General features: G+C 31.9%; 24 protein-coding genes and 1 pseudogene. 21 read left to right on the forward strand and 4 right to left on the reverse strand.

Going from position 1 to position 21,957, the window contains the following annotated elements:
• Positions 1 to 11: 11 nt before the first annotated feature.
• The 7 genes from ML436_04485 (at position 12) to ML436_04515 (ending at position 6,183) form a co-directional block, all read left to right on the forward strand.
• A complete protein-coding gene (locus ML436_04485; GenBank protein ID UMT78996.1) occupies positions 12 to 1,079 on the forward strand; it encodes a nitronate monooxygenase family protein in 1,068 nt (355 codons plus the stop codon).
• Positions 1,080 to 1,202: 123 nt separating this feature from the next.
• Positions 1,203 to 1,352, forward strand: a complete 150-nt coding sequence (locus tag ML436_04490) for a hypothetical protein (GenBank protein ID UMT78997.1) — start codon at positions 1,203 to 1,205, stop codon at positions 1,350 to 1,352.
• A 280-nt stretch (positions 1,353 to 1,632) separates the two neighbouring features.
• Entirely contained in the window at positions 1,633 to 2,481 is an 849-nt protein-coding gene (locus tag ML436_04495; protein UMT78998.1) for a DUF72 domain-containing protein, read from the forward strand.
• Between the two features lie 12 nt (positions 2,482 to 2,493).
• Positions 2,494 to 3,321 (forward strand): sulfite exporter TauE/SafE family protein, encoded by an 828-nt coding sequence (locus ML436_04500; GenBank protein UMT78999.1) that lies wholly within the window; start codon positions 2,494 to 2,496, stop codon positions 3,319 to 3,321.
• 27 nt (positions 3,322 to 3,348) lie between these two features.
• Entirely contained in the window at positions 3,349 to 4,668 is a 1,320-nt protein-coding gene (locus ML436_04505; GenBank protein UMT79000.1) for a bifunctional metallophosphatase/5'-nucleotidase, read from the forward strand.
• Between the two features lie 83 nt (positions 4,669 to 4,751).
• A complete protein-coding gene (lipA, locus tag ML436_04510) occupies positions 4,752 to 5,669 on the forward strand; it encodes a lipoyl synthase (protein ID UMT79001.1) in 918 nt (305 codons plus the stop codon).
• 130 nt (positions 5,670 to 5,799) lie between these two features.
• Complete coding sequence (locus ML436_04515) at positions 5,800 to 6,183, forward strand: YutD family protein (protein ID UMT79002.1); 384 nt, start codon at positions 5,800 to 5,802, stop codon at positions 6,181 to 6,183.
• A gap of 79 nt (positions 6,184 to 6,262) precedes the next feature.
• Here ML436_04515 and ML436_04520 read toward each other — a convergent pair whose 3' ends face one another.
• Positions 6,263 to 6,529, reverse strand: coding sequence for a DUF3055 domain-containing protein (locus ML436_04520; protein ID UMT79003.1), 267 nt, complete (start codon positions 6,527 to 6,529; stop codon positions 6,263 to 6,265).
• 97 nt (positions 6,530 to 6,626) lie between these two features.
• Between ML436_04520 and ML436_04525 the strand changes: the two genes are divergently transcribed.
• The 9 genes from ML436_04525 (at position 6,627) to dltD (ending at position 13,655) form a co-directional block, all read left to right on the forward strand.
• Positions 6,627 to 7,058 carry a DUF86 domain-containing protein gene (locus ML436_04525; GenBank protein UMT79004.1) on the forward strand — a complete coding sequence of 144 codons (432 nt, stop codon included), beginning with the start codon at positions 6,627 to 6,629 and terminating at the stop codon, positions 7,056 to 7,058.
• Between the two features lie 2 nt (positions 7,059 to 7,060).
• On the forward strand, positions 7,061 to 7,840 hold the full coding sequence (locus ML436_04530; protein ID UMT79005.1) for a TIGR01457 family HAD-type hydrolase: 780 nt from the start codon (positions 7,061 to 7,063) through the stop codon (positions 7,838 to 7,840).
• Positions 7,841 to 7,873: 33 nt separating this feature from the next.
• On the forward strand, positions 7,874 to 8,833 hold the full coding sequence (locus tag ML436_04535) for a D-glycerate dehydrogenase (protein UMT79006.1): 960 nt from the start codon (positions 7,874 to 7,876) through the stop codon (positions 8,831 to 8,833).
• A 402-nt stretch (positions 8,834 to 9,235) separates the two neighbouring features.
• Positions 9,236 to 9,349, forward strand: coding sequence for a hypothetical protein (locus ML436_04540; protein UMT79485.1), 114 nt, complete (start codon positions 9,236 to 9,238; stop codon positions 9,347 to 9,349).
• A 43-nt stretch (positions 9,350 to 9,392) separates the two neighbouring features.
• On the forward strand, positions 9,393 to 9,545 hold the full coding sequence (locus ML436_04545) for a teichoic acid D-Ala incorporation-associated protein DltX (protein UMT79007.1): 153 nt from the start codon (positions 9,393 to 9,395) through the stop codon (positions 9,543 to 9,545).
• A gap of 15 nt (positions 9,546 to 9,560) precedes the next feature.
• On the forward strand, positions 9,561 to 11,018 hold the full coding sequence (dltA, locus tag ML436_04550; protein ID UMT79008.1) for a D-alanine--poly(phosphoribitol) ligase subunit DltA: 1,458 nt from the start codon (positions 9,561 to 9,563) through the stop codon (positions 11,016 to 11,018).
• Complete coding sequence (dltB, locus tag ML436_04555) at positions 11,015 to 12,229, forward strand: PG:teichoic acid D-alanyltransferase DltB (GenBank protein UMT79009.1); 1,215 nt, start codon at positions 11,015 to 11,017, stop codon at positions 12,227 to 12,229. Before dltA ends, dltB begins: the two co-directional genes overlap by 4 nt.
• A gap of 17 nt (positions 12,230 to 12,246) precedes the next feature.
• Complete coding sequence (gene dltC / locus ML436_04560; GenBank protein UMT79010.1) at positions 12,247 to 12,483, forward strand: D-alanine--poly(phosphoribitol) ligase subunit 2; 237 nt, start codon at positions 12,247 to 12,249, stop codon at positions 12,481 to 12,483.
• Positions 12,480 to 13,655 (forward strand): D-alanyl-lipoteichoic acid biosynthesis protein DltD, encoded by a 1,176-nt coding sequence (gene dltD, locus ML436_04565; protein ID UMT79011.1) that lies wholly within the window; start codon positions 12,480 to 12,482, stop codon positions 13,653 to 13,655. The genes dltC and dltD overlap by 4 nt, the downstream gene beginning before the upstream one ends.
• A 338-nt stretch (positions 13,656 to 13,993) precedes the next feature.
• Here the strand turns inward: dltD and ML436_04570 are convergent, their stop codons facing one another.
• Positions 13,994 to 14,236, reverse strand: a complete 243-nt coding sequence (locus ML436_04570; protein ID UMT79012.1) for a NifU family protein — start codon at positions 14,234 to 14,236, stop codon at positions 13,994 to 13,996.
• Positions 14,237 to 14,336: 100 nt separating this feature from the next.
• Between ML436_04570 and ML436_04575 the strand changes: the two genes are divergently transcribed.
• Positions 14,337 to 14,657, forward strand: a complete 321-nt coding sequence (locus ML436_04575; protein UMT79013.1) for a YuzD family protein — start codon at positions 14,337 to 14,339, stop codon at positions 14,655 to 14,657.
• A 72-nt stretch (positions 14,658 to 14,729) separates the two neighbouring features.
• On the opposite strand, the gene ML436_04580 is transcribed toward ML436_04575, so the two are convergent.
• Complete coding sequence (locus ML436_04580) at positions 14,730 to 15,794, reverse strand: NAD(P)/FAD-dependent oxidoreductase (GenBank protein UMT79014.1); 1,065 nt, start codon at positions 15,792 to 15,794, stop codon at positions 14,730 to 14,732.
• Positions 15,795 to 16,110: 316 nt separating this feature from the next.
• Here ML436_04580 and ML436_04585 point away from each other — a divergent pair, with 316 nt between their 5' ends.
• The 4 genes from ML436_04585 to ML436_04600 all read left to right on the forward strand — a co-directional run bounded on the left by ML436_04585 (position 16,111) and on the right by ML436_04600 (position 21,212).
• The gene (locus tag ML436_04585; GenBank protein UMT79015.1) at positions 16,111 to 16,347 is read left to right on the forward strand and encodes a YuzB family protein; all 237 of its coding nucleotides are present in this window, start codon (positions 16,111 to 16,113) and stop codon (positions 16,345 to 16,347) included.
• 12 nt (positions 16,348 to 16,359) lie between these two features.
• Positions 16,360 to 16,719: an iron-sulfur cluster assembly accessory protein gene (locus ML436_04590; GenBank protein ID UMT79016.1), complete on the forward strand. Its 360-nt coding sequence runs from the start codon at positions 16,360 to 16,362 to the stop codon at positions 16,717 to 16,719.
• Positions 16,720 to 17,727: 1,008 nt separating this feature from the next.
• The gene (locus ML436_04595) at positions 17,728 to 19,473 is read left to right on the forward strand and encodes an ABC transporter ATP-binding protein/permease (protein ID UMT79486.1); all 1,746 of its coding nucleotides are present in this window, start codon (positions 17,728 to 17,730) and stop codon (positions 19,471 to 19,473) included.
• On the forward strand, positions 19,470 to 21,212 hold the full coding sequence (locus ML436_04600; GenBank protein ID UMT79017.1) for an ABC transporter ATP-binding protein/permease: 1,743 nt from the start codon (positions 19,470 to 19,472) through the stop codon (positions 21,210 to 21,212). The genes ML436_04595 and ML436_04600 overlap by 4 nt, the downstream gene beginning before the upstream one ends.
• Positions 21,213 to 21,406: 194 nt before the next feature.
• On the opposite strand, the pseudogene ML436_04605 reads toward ML436_04600, so the two are convergent.
• Positions 21,407 to 21,662 (reverse strand): annotated as a pseudogene (locus tag ML436_04605) (IS5/IS1182 family transposase).
• Positions 21,663 to 21,957: the final 295 nt, after the last annotated feature.

Raw genomic sequence — 21,957 nt, forward strand, 5'->3', positions numbered from 1 at the left:
AGCGAACAACTATGTGGAATATGAACCAACTTACTCAAATGTTAAATATTAAATATCCAATTATACAAGCTGGTATGGCGGGTAGCACTACACCACAACTAGTAGCATCTGTAAGTAATAGTGGTGGATTAGGAACAATTGGTGCAGGTTATTTTAATACGAAACAGCTAGAAGAAGAAATAGATCGAGTAAGAGAATTAACTAAAAATGCCTTTGGTGTGAATATTTTTGTACCAAGTCACCAATCATATTCTAGTTCGCAAATTGAAAACATGAATGCCTGGTTAAAACCTTATAGACGTGCATTGCATTTAGAAGAACCGGTTGTAAAAATTACGGAAGAACAACAATTTAAATGTCATATAGATACGATAATTGAAAAACAAGTACCTGTTTGCTGTTTTACTTTTGGAATTCCTAGTGAAAAAATTATAAATAGATTGAAAGAAGCGGATATTAAACTTGTTGGGACAGCAACATGTGTTGATGAAGCTATCGCGAACGAAAAAGCCGGTATGGATGCTATCGTAGCACAAGGTAGTGAAGCAGGTGGGCATCGAGGTTCATTTTTAAAAACTCAAAAACAAGTCCCTATGATTGGAACGATATCACTTGTACCTCAAATTGTAGACGCTGTGACTATACCAGTCATCGCTGCAGGCGGTATTATGGATGGCAGAGGAATTCTTGCGAGTATTATTTTAGGTGCTGAAGGTGTACAAATGGGAACTGCATTTTTAACATCACAAGATAGTAAAGCATCCAAACTTTTACGAGACGCAATTATAAATAGTAAAGAAACGGATACCGTTGTAACAAAAGCATTCAGTGGAAAACTTGCACGTGGCATCAACAATAGGTTTATCGAAGAAATGTCTCAATTTGAAGGCGATATCCCTGACTACCCAATACAAAATGAACTAACAAGCAGCATAAGAAAAGCCGCAGCAAACATTGGCGACAAAGAGTTAACGCATATGTGGAGTGGACAAAGTCCGCGACTAGCAACTACACACCCTGCCAACACCATCATGTCGAACCTAATTAATCAAATAAATCAAATTATGCAATATAAATAAACGACCGCAATCCACAAAACCACAAGCGCCCGATATACAATTTTAGCGCTTGTCAATTTGGTGGATTGCTTTTTTATTTTACAAATCAAATCAAACGAAAGCATCGATCTGAAGTTCAACGCAATGAGCAAAAGGAACGAAAGCATCGTGCTAAAGTTCGCTGGAATGATTGTGATTAAACGTAATCATCAAGATGCGGCTCGCCGCAAAGAGCAAAAGAAACAAAATCATAAGGGTGCAGCTCGCTGCAAAAAGCAAAAAGAAGTTCAATGATAAGAATATGGAGAATCGCTATCATCAAGATGCAGCTCGCCCCAAAGAGCAAAAGAAACAAAATCATCAAGATGCGGCTCGCCGCAAAGAGCAAAACATAATCATCAATCTGAAGTTCAACGCAATGAGCAAATCGAAGTACATTGATATGAATATGGAAAATCGCAATTAGCAAATCAAACTTCAATGATAAGAATATAAACAAGCGAAATAGTCAAAATGAAGTTCGCTGAAATGATTATATTAAAACTTATATGGTATGATGACAGTGGTGATATAAATGATAAACATCGGATTGACAGGTTGGGGTGATCATTATTCATTATATGAAGATTTAGAACGCCAAACCGATAAACTTAAAACATATGCTGGACATTTTCCGGTTGTCGAATTAGATGCTACATATTATGCGATACAACCAGAAAGAAATATATTGAAATGGATAAAAGAAACACCTGATACATTTGAATTTGTGGTCAAAATTCATCAAGCACTCACTTTGCATGCTGACTACAAAACATTTGCAGACACGAGACAAGAATTATTTGAACAATTCAAGAAAATGTTAGAACCATTACAAACACATCATAAATTGGCGATGGTATTGGTTCAATTTCCCCCTTGGTTTGATTGCAATGTACAAAATATAAAATACATTTTATATGTAAGACAACAATTACAATCATTCCCAATGTGTGTTGAATTTAGACATCAATCTTGGTTTAGTGAGGCATTTAAAGAACAAACATTGGCATTTTTAACTGAACATGAAATTATACATGCAGTAGTTGATGAGCCACAAGTAAAAGATGGTAGTATTCCGTTGGTCAATCGAATTACAAATGAAATTGCATTTGTTCGTTATCACGGAAGAAACCAATATGGTTGGACAAAAAAGGATATGTCAGACCAAGAATGGCGAGATGTACGTTATTTATATGATTATAATGAGCAAGAATTAACAGACTTAGCACAAAAGGCACAAATTCTGGAACAGAAAGCAAAGAAAGTTTATGTTATATTTAATAATAATTCTGGTGGACACGCAGCGAATAATGCTAAAACTTACCAGCAATTATTGAATATAGATTATGAAGGATTAGCACCACAACAATTAAAATTATTTTAAGAGGCGACGACTATGTTATTAACTATTACATTATTAGTTTTAATCGGAGGTTTATCAGCGATTATCGGATCAATTGTTGGCATCGGTGGCGGTATTATTATCGTTCCAACGATGGTTTATTTAGGCGTTGAACATGGATTGCTTCATGGTATTACAACGCAAGTAGCTATTGGGACATCATCAGTCATTCTGATTGTTACAGGACTTTCTTCATCACTTGGTTATTTGAAAACGAAACAAGTAGATATAAAAAATGGTTCCATATTTTTATTTGGTCTATTACCTGGTTCATTACTCGGTTCATTTATTAGTAGATATTTGACGTTAGAGTCTTTTAATCTATACTTTGGTATATTTTTAATATTTGTTGCTATTTTATTAATGGTTAGACATAAGATAAAACCCTTTAAAATATTTGATAAACCAAAATATCAAAAGACATATGTAGATGCTAAAGGTAAAACATATCATTACAGCGTTCCGCCTTTATTTGCGTTTATTACGACATTTTTAATTGGTATATTGACTGGTTTATTCGGTATTGGTGGCGGTGCACTTATGGCACCATTGATGCTTATTGTATTCAGATTTCCGCCACATGTTGCAGTTGGAACAAGTATGATGATGATTTTCTTTTCAAGTGTGATGAGTTCTATCGGACACATTGCACAAGGTCATGTTGCTTGGGGATATGCAATTATTTTAATTATTTCAAGCTACTTTGGTGCGAAAATTGGTGTGAAAGTAAATCAATCAATAAAGTCAGACACAGTGGTAACTTTATTGAGAACAGTGATGCTATTACTAGGTATATATTTAATTATTCGTGCATTAATATAACATCATTTTTAAAAGGAGGACATCAACATGCAGTTAACAATTTATCATACTAACGATATTCATAGTCATCTGCATGAATATGAGCGTATTAAAGCATATATGGCAGAACATAGGCCACGACTTAACCATCCTTCTTTATATGTTGATTTAGGCGATCATGTAGATTTATCTGCACCTATAACTGAAGCTACTTTAGGAAAAAAGAATGTGTCGTTATTAAATGAAGCACATTGTGATGTGGCTACTATTGGTAACAATGAAGGTATGACTATTTCTCATGAAGCGTTGAATCATTTATATGATGATGCTCGTTTTAAAGTGACATGTAGTAATGTGATTGATGAATCAGGACATTTACCTAATAATATTGTTTCTTCATATATTAAAGATATAGAAGGCACAAAAATTTTATTCGTCGCAGCAACAGCACCGTTCACACCATTTTATCGCGCGCTAAATTGGATTGTAACGGATCCTTTAGAAGCAATAAAAGAAGAAGTTGAACATCAACGGGACAAATATGATGTGTTAATTATATTAAGTCATTGTGGGATTTTCTTTGATGAGACTTTATGTCAAGAATTGCCTGAGATTGATGTAATATTTGGTAGTCATACCCACCATTATTTTGAACATGGTGAAATGAATAATGGGGTACTTATGGCAGCTGCTGGAAAATATGGAAATTATATTGGAGAAGTTAATTTAACCATTGAGGAAAATAAAGTTGTTAGCAAATCTGCAACAATCATTCCTTTAGAGAATTTACCTCAAGTTACAATATCATTTGATGAAGAAGGAAAAGCTTTAATGTCAACACCTGTCATTGAACATCCAGTTGTATTAAAGCGAGGATTGAATCATATAACTGAGGCTGGATATTTACTAGCACAAAGTGTTTGCGAGTATACGCATGCGCAATGTGCAATTATCAATGCTGGTTTACTTGTTAAAGATATTGAAAAAGATTTAGTGACAGACTATGACATTCATCAAATGTTACCGCATCCGATTAATATGGTGAGAGTTAGACTTTCAGGTTTAAAATTAAAAGAGATTATTGAGAAAAGTAATAAACAAGAATATATGTATGAACATGCGCAAGGTTTAGGATTTAGAGGCAATATATTTGGTGGCTATATACTTTATAATTTAGGGTATATTCAATCTACAGGGAAGTTTTATATAAATGGACAAGAAATTGAAGATGACCAACTTTATGTTTTAGGTACAATCGATATGTACACATTTGGCCGTTATTTCCCTTCATTAAAAGAATTACCTAAAGAGTATTTAATGCCAGAGTTTTTAAGAGATATTTTTAAAGAAAAGTTATTGGAATATTAAAAAGTAAGATTATTAGATTTTCATTTGTCATGAATTTCGATATAATGTTTAAAGATACACTTAACAGGAGGGTATGTGTTGTTATGGCGACAAAAAACGAGGAAATATTACGTAAACCGGATTGGTTAAAGATAAAATTAAATACCAACGAAAACTATACAGGACTTAAGAAGATGATGAGGGAAAAGAATCTTAACACTGTATGTGAAGAAGCTAAGTGTCCTAATATTCACGAATGTTGGGGCGCACGTCGTACTGCGACATTTATGATTTTAGGTGCCGTTTGTACAAGAGCTTGTCGTTTTTGTGCGGTTAAGACAGGTTTACCTAATGAACTTGATTTAAATGAGCCTGAACGTGTAGCTGAATCAGTTGAATTAATGAACTTGAAACATGTTGTTATTACTGCTGTTGCACGTGATGACTTAAGAGATGCTGGTTCTAATGTTTATGCTGAGACAGTACGTAAAGTTAGAGAAAGAAATCCATTTACTACGATTGAAATTTTACCGTCAGATATGGGTGGAGACTACGATGCATTAGAAACATTAATGGCATCCAGACCCGACATTTTAAACCATAATATTGAAACTGTTCGTCGATTAACACCAAGAGTGCGTGCACGTGCGACTTACGATAGAACATTAGAGTTTTTACGTCGCTCTAAAGAATTACAACCAGATATCCCAACGAAATCAAGTATTATGGTTGGATTAGGTGAAACTATAGAAGAAATTTATGAAACTATGGATGATTTACGTGCGAATGATGTTGATATTTTAACAATTGGACAATATCTACAACCATCACGTAAGCATTTAAAAGTTCAAAAATATTATACGCCTTTAGAGTTTGGTAAATTAAGAAAAGTGGCAATGGATAAAGGATTTAAACATTGCCAAGCTGGTCCTTTAGTACGTAGTTCATATCATGCAGATGAACAAGTAAATGAAGCGGCTAAAGAAAAGCAACGCCAAGGTGAGGCACAGTTAAATAGTTAATATTTAACCATTAATAAGACATAAAGGCTTAGTTTGTACATATCGAACGTGTTATAAGAAGTGTTTTCTATTTTTATGTAACACATAGAGTATAAACTGAGCCTTTCATTGTCATAGATAGGTGAAGAATTTGATAAAAGTAGATCAACATTACTTTGAATTAATTGAAAATTATCGAGAATGCTTTAATGAAGAACAATTTATCGCTCGATATTCTGATATCTTAGATAAATATGATTATATCGTTGGTGATTATGGCTATGATCAATTGAGGTTAAAAGGTTTTTATAAAGATTCAAATAAGAAAGCTGAGATGAGTAAACGTTTTTCAAATATTCAAGATTATATATTTGAGTATTGTAACTTTGGCTGTCCTTATTTTGTATTGAGACATTTATCAAAACAAGAAGTTAAAAAGTTAATCGAAGAATATGATCAACCAGATGTTATAGATGAAGAAAATAAACTTCAAGATGTAAAAATTAAACCAACCATTCAAGATGCTGAGCATTAATAAAACCCTTAACTAGATTGAACAAATGGAGCAATCCATGATGATATGTTCTTTTAATCTAGTTAGGGGTTTTTAATTTTTAATGTATAACCTCGTTTAAATATTCAGTAATTTCTTCGCCTTCATCTTGACTTACACCTAAAATATGTGCGATATATCCTTCTTCATTCAAATCATCAGTACCAATGATTCCAAATTTATTCGTCTGCATATTAAGTACAAGTGTTTTGCCGTAATGTCTGTTTGTATGAACTAGCATTAAATCATATCGACTATGTTCGCCGACAAAACCGACAAATTGAACTTGACTTTCTTCATTATCATCATATAAATACATATCTATCATTTTGTAGCGGCTCCTTTTAAAAGTAGTAAAGTTAGTATAACGACAAATGAAGTATACTGCAAAATTATGATAATATAGAGCTAAGAGGTGACAAGGAATGTATTTTGTAGACAAAGATAAACTAACTCAGAAATTAACCTATTTACAAACATTAACTGATGATTATCAGGAGAGTAAAAATAATCAATATGCATTTGAACGCATTGCTCAAATGTTAATTGAATCATCAGTAGATATTGGTAACATGATCATTGACGCGTTTATTTTAAGAGATCCTGGAAATTATAAAGACGTAATAGATATTTTAGAATTAGAAAATGTTATCACTAAAGAAACGCAACAAGCGATTAATAAAACGGTAGATATCCGTAAACAATTTACTTATGACTACACTACGTTAAATATTGCGACGATAGTGCCAATGTTTGACGAAGCATTGCCTTACTATAAACAATTCATTTCAGAAGTAACTACATTTTTGCAACAAGAAAATGTACCAGTAACAGCTTTTGGCAAAGGAGAAAATTAATAATGAAACAATATAAAGCTTATTTAATCGACTTAGATGGAACAATGTATATGGGAACAGATGAAATTGATGGTGCAAAACAATTCATTGATTATTTAAATGAGAAAGATATCCCGCATTTATACGTAACTAATAATTCAACGAAAACTCCAGAACAAGTAACTGAAAAATTGCGTGAAATGAATATTGACGCAAAACCTGAAGAAGTTGTAACGTCAGCACTGGCAACTGCTGAATATATTTCGGAACAATCACCAGGTGCATCAGTTTACATGTTAGGTGGAAGTGGATTGAATACTGCTTTAACAGAGGCAGGACTTGAAATTAAAGACGATGAACATGTTGATTATGTAGTCATTGGTCTTGATGAAAAAGTAACATATGAAAAGTTAGCAATTGCAACGTTAGGTGTAAGAAATGGTGCAACATTTATTTCTACAAATCCTGATGTATCAATTCCTAAAGAGCGTGGTCTATTACCTGGTAATGGGGCGATAACTAGCGTTGTAAGTGTATCAACTGGAATTCAACCGCAGTTTATTGGTAAGCCAGAACCAATTATTATGATTAAAGCTTTAGAGATTCTGGGATTAGATAAATCAGAAGTAGCTATGGTTGGAGATTTATATGATACAGATATTATGTCAGGTATTAATGTTGGGATGGATACGATTCATGTACAAACAGGTGTGTCTTCTTTAGAAGATGTACAAAATAAAAATGTACCACCAACATATTCATTTAAAGATTTAAATGAAACAATTGCGGAGTTAGAAAAATAATTCAAAATCATGTTACAAAGTAGGTGAGTGAATTTGGTTAAAATTGTTGTTTCTAGAAAGATACCGGATAAATTCTATCAACAATTATGTGAATTAGGTGACGTTGAAATGTGGCAAGAATCTTTAGTGCCCATGCCACAACAACAATTTGAAACAGCTCTACTTGATGCAGATGCTTGCTTCATTACATTAAGTGAACAAATTAGCGCACAAACTTTAGCCAATGCACCTAAGTTAAAAGTTATTGCAAATATGGCTGTGGGATATGACAACATTGATGTTGAGAGCGCAACAGCACACGATGTTATTGTTACAAATACGCCTGATGTATTAACTGAAACAACAGCAGAATTAGGGTTTACGTTAATGCTTGCTACAGCAAGACGCATAGTGGAAGCTGAAAAGTATATCGAAAGAAATGCATGGAAAAGCTGGGGACCTTATTTGTTGTCAGGTAAAGATGTTTATAATTCAACTGTTGGTATTTTTGGAATGGGCGATATTGGAAAAGCTTTTGCTAGAAGGTTAAAAGGATTTAATACGAATATCCTATATCATAACCGTTCTAGAAATAAAGATGCCGAGATGCAATATGACGCAACATATGTTTCTTTTGAAAAATTGTTAGCAGATAGTGATTTTATAATATGTACGGCACCGCTAACAAAAGAAACTAAATATAAATTTAATGCAGATGCGTTTAAGCAAATGAAAAACGATGCAATATTTATTAACATTGGTAGAGGTTTGATTGTTGATGAAACTGCTTTAATAGAAGCATTAGACAATAAAGAAATATTAGCTTGTGGTTTAGATGTATTAGCAACCGAACCTATTGACCATTTGCATCCATTAATGGGTCGTGATAATGTCATCATTACACCACACATTGGAAGTGCATCTGTGATGACACGTGATAATATGGTTCAATTATGCATTGATAACATTAAAGCGGTACTAAATCATTTATCACCACGAACACCAATTAATTAAAAAGTATTGATTGCGTTTCAACTAATAAATGTTGCATTCTTATTATATGTGATGATAAAAATCAATGTTGCGTTAATAAATATTCAAACTATGATTATGTTCATGGCAACGCTCGTTTAAAATTGAATCGCTAACGATGTAATTTAACTTTATGCCCTTGTGATTAATTGTTACAAATCCGGCATATTACCATTTTAAAATTGAAAATTATGGTGAGAATAATCCCACCAAAATCAACAACGAAAACAATAAACTCACCATATAACTAGCTTGTGTAGATGGTGAGTTTTAAATTTGTGACACATATAACAAAATTGTTATATAGACTGTAATTGTCTAATGTTTAAATAACCTTTAAAATGAATGATGTTCTCAACAAAGTTTACGTTTTACAATTATTGACTGATAACAACCATATACTTTGTTGAACCTATAAATTTAAAATTGAATTTCATTATGAATATCGATATAATGAATTGTAAAAAACAAATTATTAAACGTATTTTATATTGTTGAACTTTATAAAAACGTTTTTATTAAGAACTTTAAGAGGTGCATTATGAAATCTAAAAGTAAACAGCCACCTAATAAATATGTAGAAGCATTTAAACCATATTTATTAACAATATTGTACTTAGCAATATTTATTACTTTATATTTAATCTATGGCAGTGGCGATACACACAATAACTTCATTTATAATGAGTTCTAATGAGGGAGACTTAATATGACAGATATTATTAATAAACTGCAGTCATTTACGGATGCAAATCCTGAAAGCATTGCAGTAAGACACACAACGGATGAATTAACTTATCAACAGTTAATGGATGAGTCTAGTAAATTAGCACATCGATTACAAGGTAGTAAGAAGCCGATGATTTTATTCGGTCACATGTCACCATATATGATTGTTGGGATGATTGGTGCTATTAAAGCAGGATGTGGTTATGTACCAGTTGATACATCAATTCCTGAAGACCGTATTAAAATGATTATTGAAAAGGTACAACCTGAATTCGTATTTAATACAACAGATGAATCATTCGATAGCGTAGTAGGTGAAGTATTTACAATAGAAGATATTAAAACATCACAAGACCCAGTAATTTTTGATAGCCAAATTAAAGATAACGATACTGTATATACTATCTTTACGTCCGGTTCAACTGGTGAACCAAAAGGCGTTCAAATTGAATATGCAAGTTTAGTTCAATTTACTGACTGGATGTTAGAACTTAATAAATCTGGTAATGAACAACAATGGCTAAACCAAGCGCCATTTTCATTTGATTTATCTGTAATGGCTATTTATCCATGTTTAGCTTCTGGAGGTACATTAAACCTTGTAGATAAAAACATGATTAATAAACCTAAATTATTAAATGAAATGTTGTCTGCAACACCGATTAATATATGGGTTTCAACACCATCATTTATGGAAATGTGCTTATTGTTACCTACACTTAATGAAGAACAGTATGGAAGTTTAAATGAATTCTTCTTCTGTGGCGAAATTTTACCTCACAGAGCTGCAAAAGCGTTAGTAAGTCGTTTCCCAAGTGCTACGATTTACAACACTTATGGTCCAACTGAAGCAACAGTTGCAGTGACAAGTATTCAAATTACACAAGAAGTTTTAGACCAATATCCGACATTACCAGTAGGGGTAGAACGTCCGGGTGCAAGATTATCTACAACTGATGAAGGTGAACTTGTTATTGAAGGTCAAAGCGTAAGTTTAGGTTACTTAAAAAATGATCAAAAAACAGCTGAAGTATTCAACTTTGATAATGGTATTCGTACATACCATACAGGTGATAAAGCTAAATTTGAAAACGGGCAATGGTTCATTCAAGGACGTATTGATTTCCAAATCAAATTAAATGGTTACAGAATGGAATTAGAAGAAATTGAAACACAATTACGTCAATCTGAGTTTGTAAAAGAAGCAATTGTTGTACCTATATACAAAAATGATAAAGTGATTCACTTAATCGGAGCAATTGTACCAACAACTGAAGTTACTGATAACTTAGAAATGACTAAAAATATTAAACATGATTTAAAATCACGCTTACCAGAGTATATGATTCCTAGAAAATTTGAATGGATGGAACAATTACCATTAACTTCAAATGGTAAAATTGATCGTAAGAAAATTGCAGAGGTAATCAACGGATGATTCCATATGGCGATTTTACATTCTTCTTAATTGCTTTAATTGCACTATTACCAGTCATTATACTTGGATTTTTAGGTAAGCGAAGTTACATTTATAATGGTTTAGTGACAGCATTTATGATTGTGTTAATCTTTTCTTCAGATAAACATAATCTGTTTGATCAAAAGTATTTAAGTGTTCAATTAATTAGTTTCATTATTTACATTGTATGGCAAGTATTGTTAATCATGTTTTATTATCATTCAAGACCGAAAAATAACTCATTTTCAAAATTTGTTATTGTAATGGTTTTATCAATATTGCCATTAGCATTAGTTAAAGTATTACAAAGCACATGGTTAGGTGGACATGAAATTCACTTCCATGAAAGTAAATTAATCGAATTCGTAGGATTCCTTGGTATTTCATATGTTACTTTCAAAAGTGTGCAACTTATTATGGAAATCCGTGATGGTTCTATTAAAGAAATCAAAGTATGGAAATTGATTCAATTCATTTCATTCTTCCCGACGATTTCATCAGGGCCTATCGATCGTTACAAACGTTTTGTTAAAGATGATAAAAAGGTACCAACTGGTAATGAATACCGTGAATTAGTACTTAAAGCAATCCATATGATTATGCTTGGTTTCTTGTATAAATATATTATTGCTTACTTTATCAACACTTATGCAATTATGCCATTACAATTAGACTTGCATGGTTTCACACATATGTGGCTATATATGTATGCATACAGCTTATATTTATTCTTTGACTTTGCAGGTTACAGTTTATTTGCAATTGCTTTTAGTTATTTATTCGGTATTAAGACACCACCAAACTTTGATAAACCTTTCAAAGCTAAAAATATTAAAGATTTCTGGAATAGATGGCATATGACATTATCATTCTGGTTCAGAGATTGTATTTACATGAGATCTTTATTCTACATGTCTCGTAAGAAATTATTGAAGAGTCAATTCGCAATGTCTAATGTGGCATTTTTAATCAACTTCTTCATAATGGGAATTTGGCATGGTATTGAAGTGTATTACATTGTCTATGGTTTATACCATGCAGCATTATTTATAGGTTATGGCTTTTATGAACGTTGGCGCAAGAAACATCCGCCACGTTGGCAAAATGGTTTCACAAACGCGCTTAGCATTGTGATTACATTCCATTTTATAACATTTGGCTTTTTAATCTTCTCAGGTAAACTTATATAAAAAAGGAGAAATTAATTATGGAATTTAGAGAACAAGTATTAAATTTATTAGCAGAAGTAGCAGAAAATGATATTGTAAAAGAAAATCCAGACGTAGAAATCTTTGAAGAAGGTATTATTGATTCTTTCCAAACAGTTGGATTATTATTAGAGATTCAAAATAAACTTGATATCGAAGTATCTATTATGGACTTTGATAGAGATGAGTGGGCAACACCAAATAAAATCGTTGAAGCATTAGAAGAGTTACGATGAAATTAAAACCTTTTTTACCCATTTTAATTAGTGGAGCAGTATTCATTGTCTTTCTATTATTGCCAGCAAGATGGTTTACAGGTTTAGTAACTGAAAAAACTGTAGATGATAATAGAACTTCATTGACAGATCAAGTACTAAAAGGCACACTCATTCAAAATAAGTTATATGAATCAAATAAGTATTATCCTATATACGGCTCTAGTGAATTAGGTAAAGATGACCCATTTAATCCTGCAATTGCATTAAATAAACACAACTCGAACAAGAAAGCATTTTTATTAGGTGCCGGTGGTTCAACGGATTTAATTAATGCAGTTGAGCTTGCATCACAGTATGATAAATTAAAAGGTAAGAAATTAACATTTATTATTTCACCACAATGGTTTACAAACCATGGTTTAACAAATCAAAACTTTGATGCTCGTATGTCTCAAACTCAAATTAATCAAATGTTCCAGCAGAAGAATATGCCTACTGAATTAAAACAACGTTATGCACAACGTTTATTACAATTCCCGCATGTTCACAATAAAGGTTACTTGAAGTCTTATGCCAAAGACCCACAAGAAACTAAAGATAATTACATCTCTGCTTTTAAAGAAAATCAATTGATTAAAATTGAAGCAATTAAGTCATTGTTTGCAATGGATAAATCTCCATTAGAACATGTCAAACCTGCTACAAAGCCAGATGCTTCATGGGATGAGATGAAACAAAAAGCAGTAGAAATTGGTAAAGCTGATACTACTACAAATAAATTTGGTATTAGAGATCAATACTGGAAATTAATTCAAGAAAGTAAACGTAAAGTTAGACGTGACTATGAGTTTAATGTTAATTCTCCAGAATTCCAAGATCTAGAATTATTAGTAAAAACAATGCGTGCTGCTGGTGCAGATGTTCAATATGTAAGTATCCCATCAAATGGTGTTTGGTATGATCATATCGGCATTGACCAAGAACGTCGTCAAGCAGTTTACAAAAAAATCCATTCTACTGTAGTAGATAATGGTGGTAAGATTTACGATATGACTGATAAAGATTATGAAAAATATGTTATCAGTGATGCAGTACACATTGGTTGGAAAGGTTGGGTTTATATGGATGAGCAAATTGCGAAACATATGAAAGGTGAACCACAACCTGAAGTAGACAAACCAAAAGAATAAAATACAAATAGCACATAACTCGATGATAGATTATTAATCCGTCTAGAGTGTATGTGCTATTTTTACATCTAAAAATCATCAAATCGTGAAAGTTTCTGCTGAAAATCCTGCTTTTGGGACGCCGTTAATCGGTTTCCCAGAGCACAAAAACTCTATGCGTCAACCTCCTTATTTAAAATAGAACGAAAAAGCAGAAGTATATACATTCTACATAATTATTAGTTAGCTCATATTTTGTAACGCAAAAAGAAAGACAGGAAATAACTGATTCTGAACAAATCGTTATTCCTGTCTTTATTGATATTCATAATATGTTTCTTTAAAGTGTTATCTCTATATTAGAATACTTGTTCTACTTCAATTACTCCAGGCACTTCTTCGTGTAATGCGCGTTCAATTCCAGCTTTAAGTGTAATAGTAGAACTTGGGCATGTACCACATGCTCCATGTAATTGTAATTTAACAATACCATCTTCTACGTCAATCAATGAGCAGTCGCCACCATCACGTAATAAAAATGGACGAAGACGTTCGATAACTTCTGCTACTTGATCAAACATTGTTGTATCTTCAGTAGGCATCAGGCAAGTCTCCTTTCGAGAGATGAATTTGATAATCTTTATTAGTATATTATAATAGATAGTGAATTAAAAATCTATCAAACCAATGGGGGATAAATAAATGGAGCACGTTAGTGTGGTAGTTTATGGGGCTGATGTTATATGTGCAAGTTGTGTGAATGCACCAACGTCGAAAGATATATACGATTGGTTACAACCATTACTAAAAAGAAAGTATCCTAATATAACATTTAAATACACGTATATCGATATTAATAAAAATACCGATAATTTAACTGATCACGATTTACAATTTATTGAAAGAATAGAGCAGGATGAGCTATTTTATCCATTAATTACAATGAACGATGAATATGTTGCGGATGGTTATATTCAAACAAAGCAAATTACAAGATTTATAGAAAGTCATTTTACAAATTAATAATATACGCAAAATAAAAATGCAATGTCGGAATAGAAAAGCTGACATTGCATTTTTAATGAATTGTATATTTTAACCATTATGATATTTATATAACCAAAGCACGCCAGACTTTAAGATTGAAGCAAGTCGACCTGTAACAGTACGATCCATAATGTATGCGAAGCCTTGTTTATCTCCTAATGAACCAACGATACCTTGTACTTTTAATTCTGGCATTTTATCAGGCAATGGTTCATTTTGCCATTGTTTCTTAAGAACATCGGCAATTTGATCGCCTTGTACTTCAGCTAATTGTGCGCTAGGTGCATGTGGTAAGTCTGCACAGTCACCCACAACATAAACATTTCGATATGTAGGAACTTGGTGGTATTGATTGACGATAACACGACCATTACTATTAATATCAATTGGTAAGTTACGAACAACTTCGACAGGTTGAATACCTGCAGTCCACACAACCAAATCAATATCTTTTGGTTCATCACAATTGTAAATTTTACCCGGTTCAACTTTATTAATATTTGAATTCGGCACAACGGTTACATTATTTTTAGCAAACCATTTTGCAACGTACTTACTTAATTTTTCTGGAAAATTTCTTAAAATTCTTGGTCCACGATCATAAAGGTAAATTTCCAAATCAGAACGACTTTCTCGCAACTCACTTGCAAGTTCGATACCACTTAACCCCGCACCAACGATACCAACTTTAGCACCTTCAGGTAACTCACTAATACTATGAAATGTATCACGAGCCTTTGATAATGTTTGAATACTATGTGTATATTCTTCAGCTCCAGGAACATTATGATATTTATCTTCACATCCTAAACCAATGATTAATTCATCATAATCGATTTTAGAATTACCAACTGAGACAATTTGAGCATCCAAATCAATGTCGTTAATTTCACCATAAACCGTGTTCACTTGTGGGTGATTAGGGAATTTCATACGAACATCTTTATCGGATTTCGTACCAGCAGCTAATGCATAAAATTCAGGTTTTAATCCGTGAAATGGCATTCTATCAACTAATGTAACTGTATAATTTTGTGGTAAAGATGATGTTAAAATACGTGACATAATACGCATATTACCATATCCGCCGCCTAGCAAAACTAAATTTTTCATAATGAAGTACCCCTTTTATATGTTAATATTTACTTTAATGTGATTAAATCAAGGAAGAAATTCATACATAGTGCAATAACATAGTTATGAAAGCCTTTGATTTATCATCAACCCCTAAAAAAAGTAAATATGTATTTATATACTTATTATATATTTTTTTGAAAATGACTACAAATATATATTTGTACATAATCCTGTAAGCTAAGTTTAAAAATTAAAGTTAAGATGAAACAATCAAATTAATTGAGCACATCATGTTAAATTAGGTGTAGTAAAATGCTATAATATTGAAACAAATGAAATAAGAAGGTGAAGTATGAATCCGATTGTAGAATTTTGTATCTCTAACATGGCTAAAGGTGGAGATTATGTTTTTAATCAGCTTGAAAACGACCCAGATGTTGACGTGTTAGAATATGGATGTCTAACACATTGTGGTATATGTTCAGCCGGGTTGTACGCTTTAGTGAATGGTGATATTGTTGAAGGTGATTCGCCTGAAGAATTACTACAAAACATTTATGCGCATATAAAAGAAACATGGATTTTTTAAGGAGGAATTAACATGCCAACAGTTATATTAACAGAAGCTGCTGCTTATGAAGTAAAAGATATGTTAAAAGCAAATGATATGCCAAACGGATATTTGAAGATTAAAGTTAATGGTGGCGGTTGTACTGGATTAACATACGGTATGGGTGCTGAAGAAGCACCAGGTGAAAATGATGAAGTTTTAGAGTACTTTGGTTTAAAAGTACTTGTAGATAAGAAGGACGCTCCTGTACTAAATGGTACAACAATTGATTTTAAACAATCATTAATGGGCGGTGGCTTCCAAATCGACAATCCAAACGCAATTGCTTCTTGTGGATGTGGAAGTTCATTTAGAACAGCAAAAGTAGCGGGTAACCCAGAAAATTGCTAATTATTAAGACAAGCGATATACATCATGTACTTACAAAGGATATCATACATGAATATAAACGATAGTTTGGGACATATATATTAAAAAGCCCATTTCTATTAATTGTAATGTGCACCACAAAAGTTAGATATAATATCTGACTTTATGTGGTGCGTTTTTTTATGGGAAAATGTAAATTAAGCATTAATAATAATGTAGAATCTGTTTTTGAATTTACGAAGTCAGTTTTAGGTATCTATTGAATGTCAGTTCGAGAGATAAATAAAGTTAAACGAAAACTTGGAGTTATAATAATAAGATTTAATATAATAAAATAGTAGCTCAAAGAGCTATACATAATAAAATAGATCTAAAAAAGCTAATTTCTATCAAGTAATTAATAGAAATTAGTTTTTTTATTGACTAAGAACTTAATGTTGTAGAGTCATAATCTATTTTTATGTTCATAATATATGATTATTTAGAGTTTAATTTTAAATTATTTTTAATTCATATTTTTTTACATAGAAGAACGTTGATAATGATTATCAATTAAGGTATCATTGGATTGTAAGATTTTAAAAATAATAACAAATGACACTTGGTGAATATTTTAGTGAAAAAATGTTTGATAGATAACTATACTTAATTTGATAAATCTACTATTTTATTTCGTTCATAAGGAAGAAGATAAATATGGTTCATATGAAATATAGTTAGTACTAAAATTTTAGAAAAAAACTATATTCTTGGTAAAACCATTGAATAAAGAATTTAATTTTTAAAAAGAAATGGTCATGTATTTTTGTGGTTAGAATTTACTTTTTGAACAGAAATATAATAACATCGTAGAATTTATATTCATTTAGTAAATGATATGAAATGGAAATGTGAAACAATACATATTCTTAAAGGAGTAACAGTTTCATATACTTATCAAATAACATGAAAGGAGAAAGTGTAATTTATCAACTAAGTTACATACTAGAGACTATGAAGAATAAAAATCTAATTAAACTTACAAAAATTATGGGAAATTATGTTTATCTATTTTATGCTTCTATCGTAATATCAATCGCTTCAAGTGTGCTAAGTCTTGGCGCTTACATGAAAGTGTATTATGTGGTGAAGGAAATGTTGACTACAAAAAATGGATTAACAAAGTTAGTTTTTGACAAAATGACGAGGTATGGTTGGAATGCAGTATTATATGTTTCTGTAGCTTTTGCGTTATATGGTTTAGCACTTTTATTGTCACATATAGTTGCTTTTAACACGGTAGCGAAGTATAGAATTCAACTTATTTATCACATGAAAGCATTACCTTTAGGTTATTTTCAAAAGCATCAAACTGGTAAATTGAGAAAACTTGTAGAAAAAAATACAGAAGAAGTTGAACATTACATCGCTCATCAAGTGCCTGATATGGCACAGGCGCTTACGACGCCTATTGCATTTTTAGTTCTAATATTTATATTTGATTGGAGATTGTCACTTATTTGCCTCATACCGGTAATCATCGGATTTATGTTGTTACGTTTTATGATGGGGGGAGAGAGTGAAAAATTCTTAGAACAATATCAAGCGGCATCTACTAGTATGGGTAATGATGTTGTGGAATATGTTCGAGGTATTTCGGTTATTAAAGTATTTGGACAAACGGTATTTTCATTTAAAGTCTTTAACAAGGCTATCGAGAATTATCGAGATTTTACTATAAAATACGCACTTTCAATGAAAAATGCGATGAGTGGTTATATTGTTTGTGTTTATGGGATATTTGCATTCTTAATTCCAGCTGCAATTATCTTCTTTAATTATAAAGACAATCAAGTTGATATGTTATTAAGTTATATATTCTTTGCAATATTCACACCTTTAGTCGCATTTATGTTAATGAGAATTATGGAAAGTTCATATAAAGCGATGATAATTTTTAATGCAATGGATAATTTAGAATCAACTATCTATAAAGCTCAACCTTTAGATACATGTAATAGCCTGAAAATATATGAAAACTACGATGTAAAATTTGAGAATGTAACATTTACCTATGAAAGTATGACTAATCCTGCCATTCGTGAATTAACATTTAAAAGTCCTTCGAACTCTGTTACGGCTATAGTTGGTCCCTCTGGAAGTGGAAAATCAACAATTTTTAATTTGATTACACGATTTTATGATATAGACAAAGGGAATTTAACCATTGGTGGTATAGATGTACGTGATTTAGAATATGATGATTTAATGTCAAATATTAGTTATGTATTTCAAGAAACAAAATTATTTAAGATGAGTTTACTTGAAAATATTAGATTTTATAGACCTGATGCAAGTATTGAAGAGGTAGAACGTGCAGTAGACCAAGCACAGTGTCGTGAAATTGTAAACAAAATGCCTCAAGGTTTAGAGACAGTATTTGGAACGAAAGGTGTATATCTTTCAGGTGGAGAAATACAACGAATTGCAATTGCTCGCGCAATACTAAAAAATGCTCCAATTGTATTATTAGATGAAGCTACAGCTTTTAGTGATGCAGAAAATGAATATAAAATCCAAAAAGCATTAAATTCAGTAATGAAAGATAAGACGGTATTAATGATTGCGCATCGATTATCTACAATTACTCATGCGGATCAAATATTAGTAATGGATGCTGGGTCTCTTGTAGAAAGAGGGAAACATGATGAGCTGATTGCGCTAGATGGCATCTATGCTAAGATGTATCAAAATTATCAAGAAAGTGTGAGCTGGAAGATAGGAGTGACAGAATGATTATTCAGCAATTATTTTCATTAACTCAACAAGGTAAGAAAGATTTATATAAAACGACGTTTTTAACAACATTACATCAAGTCTCAGTTGTGTTTCCTATTATTTTGTTAGTCATGTTGGCTGAGGATATGATTAAACACATTCAAGAGTCACAGGAAGAACCTATTTTACTTTGGGGGTACTTGATTGCTTGTATTATCCTATTAGTCATAATCTTTGGCATTTATTTAGTAACGTACAAGCAAATGTATATTAATTCTGGGACAGAATCAGCGAAAATGCGTTTGAGAATGGCCGAGAAGTTTCGGAAATTGCCACTTTCATATCTAGGAGAAAAAGATTTAAGTGATTTTACAAGTACTCTGATGGATGATGTTTCTGTTATAGAGAAACAGTTAACGAGTGATTTTGCAAACTTAGTATCCAGTATTCTTTCTAGTGTCTTTATTACAGTGATATTGGCATTTTATAATTGGCAGATGGCTTTAGCACTCTTTCTATGTATGCCTATTTCATTACTTTTTATTATACTTTCGAAATTTGTTACAACACCGACTAATAGGAAAAATAGGCAACTTAAACTAAATATATCTGAAGATTTGCAAGAATTCTTTGAGAATATTAAAGTGATTAAATCTTCTAGTCAAAAAGAACAATATATTCAAAAATTAATACATACAATTAAATCTGTAATTCCATGGGCAATTTTATATGAAGTCTTAGTAGGAATCTTTATCTCTATCTCTTATAACATTTTAAGAATTGGTTTAGGTATCGTTGTACTACTTGGAACTTATCTTTTAGAACAACAGCAGTTAACAGTACTTGGGTTTATACTATTTATCTTTGTAGCAGTACGTATTTATGATCCATTAACGAATTCATTATACAAAATAGGTGAATTTATTTATTCACTTGTAAGTGCAAATCGTATTAAAAATATCTTTAAGATTGAAGAACAAGGTGGTTCTTCAAATATTGAATTAACACAATTTGATATCGAGTTCCGAAATGTTGCTTTTGGTTATAACGATGAAGAAGTTATACATGATGTTTCTTTTACTGCAAAGCAAGGTGAAATCACAGCTTTAGTAGGTCCATCTGGTTGTGGTAAGAGTACATTGGCCAAATTGTCAGCGCGCTTTTGGGATATCCATAGCGGAGAAATTTTGATTGATGGTCATAATATTAATGAAATTCATCCAGAAAAATTATTGTCTTATTACTCCATTGTATTTCAAGATGTCATTCTTTTTAATGATACAGTATTTAATAACATAAAGATTGGTAATAGTAATGCAACGGATGAAGAAGTTTATCAAGCTGCTGCAATGGCAAACTGTACGACCTTTATTAAACAGTTACCAGAAGGCTTTGACACAGTTATTGGTGAGAATGGACAAACTCTTTCTGGAGGTGAACGTCAACGTTTATCTATTGCTAGAGCTTTCTTAAAGCAAGCACCAATCGTGTTGCTAGATGAAGCGACTGCATCACTTGATCCTGAAAATGAAATTTTGATTCAAAATGCCATTAGCGAGTTAATTAAAAATAAAACGGTCATAGTAATTGCACACCGTCTTAAAACGATTGAACATTGTGATCAAATCGTAGTACTTAAAGAAGGGAAAATAGAAGAAAAAGGTAAACATGAGCAACTGATGGCAAATAAGCATTTATATCATCATCTTGTATCACTTCAACGTAAAAGTGGTGATTGGCAAGTAAATGAAGTATAAACATTAGATTAATTAATTTTAAGATAATAAACCTGAGTTAATAAAATTACAAATCTTAAAGGCAGGTTTGTAGTCATCTTAATTGATTTACTTCAGAATTTTCTAATACATTTAATATTATTTAAAGTAGCTCTAGTCTCCAGGACAAATCGAAGGTTGTTTATTTCAAAACTAAATTTCTTTTAAAACTATTTTTTTATTAACGAATTAATATTAGGGTTCACTCTAAAAAGATTAATAGTTTCATATAAAGATGTTTGATCTTGAACTAGATACATCATTCTAATAGTGTCATGAAGTAATTTCTTTATTTTACGATTATAAAATAAAGATTGATTGTATGCATACAAGAAGGGTTTCAACAACTTCAGTAACATATCACGTAATATCATTTTGAGGTATTCTGACAGGAGTTTCTATTGGTAGTGTAAGTTTGGCAAAGTGTCTTATTTTTTTAAAGTATTTAAAAGTAAAATTACATGTTAATACGTAGTATTAATGGCGAGACTCCTGAGGGAGCAGTGCCAGTCGAAGACAGGGGCCCCAACACAGAAGCTGACATATAGTCAGCTTACAACAATGTGTCGGTTGGGGTGGCTGAGACGGCACCCTAGGAAGGGACCCGTCATCAAAAATTCTATTTATAGAATTTTACAATTATGTGCCAGACGGGCATAGCGAAGCCATTCAATACGAAGTATTATATCAATAGAGAACAGCAGTTAGATAATTTTCAATTAGAAAA

Source organism: Staphylococcus roterodami (assembly GCA_022493055.1).
In the GTDB taxonomy this organism is placed as follows: Bacteria; Bacillota; Bacilli; order Staphylococcales; family Staphylococcaceae; genus Staphylococcus; species Staphylococcus singaporensis.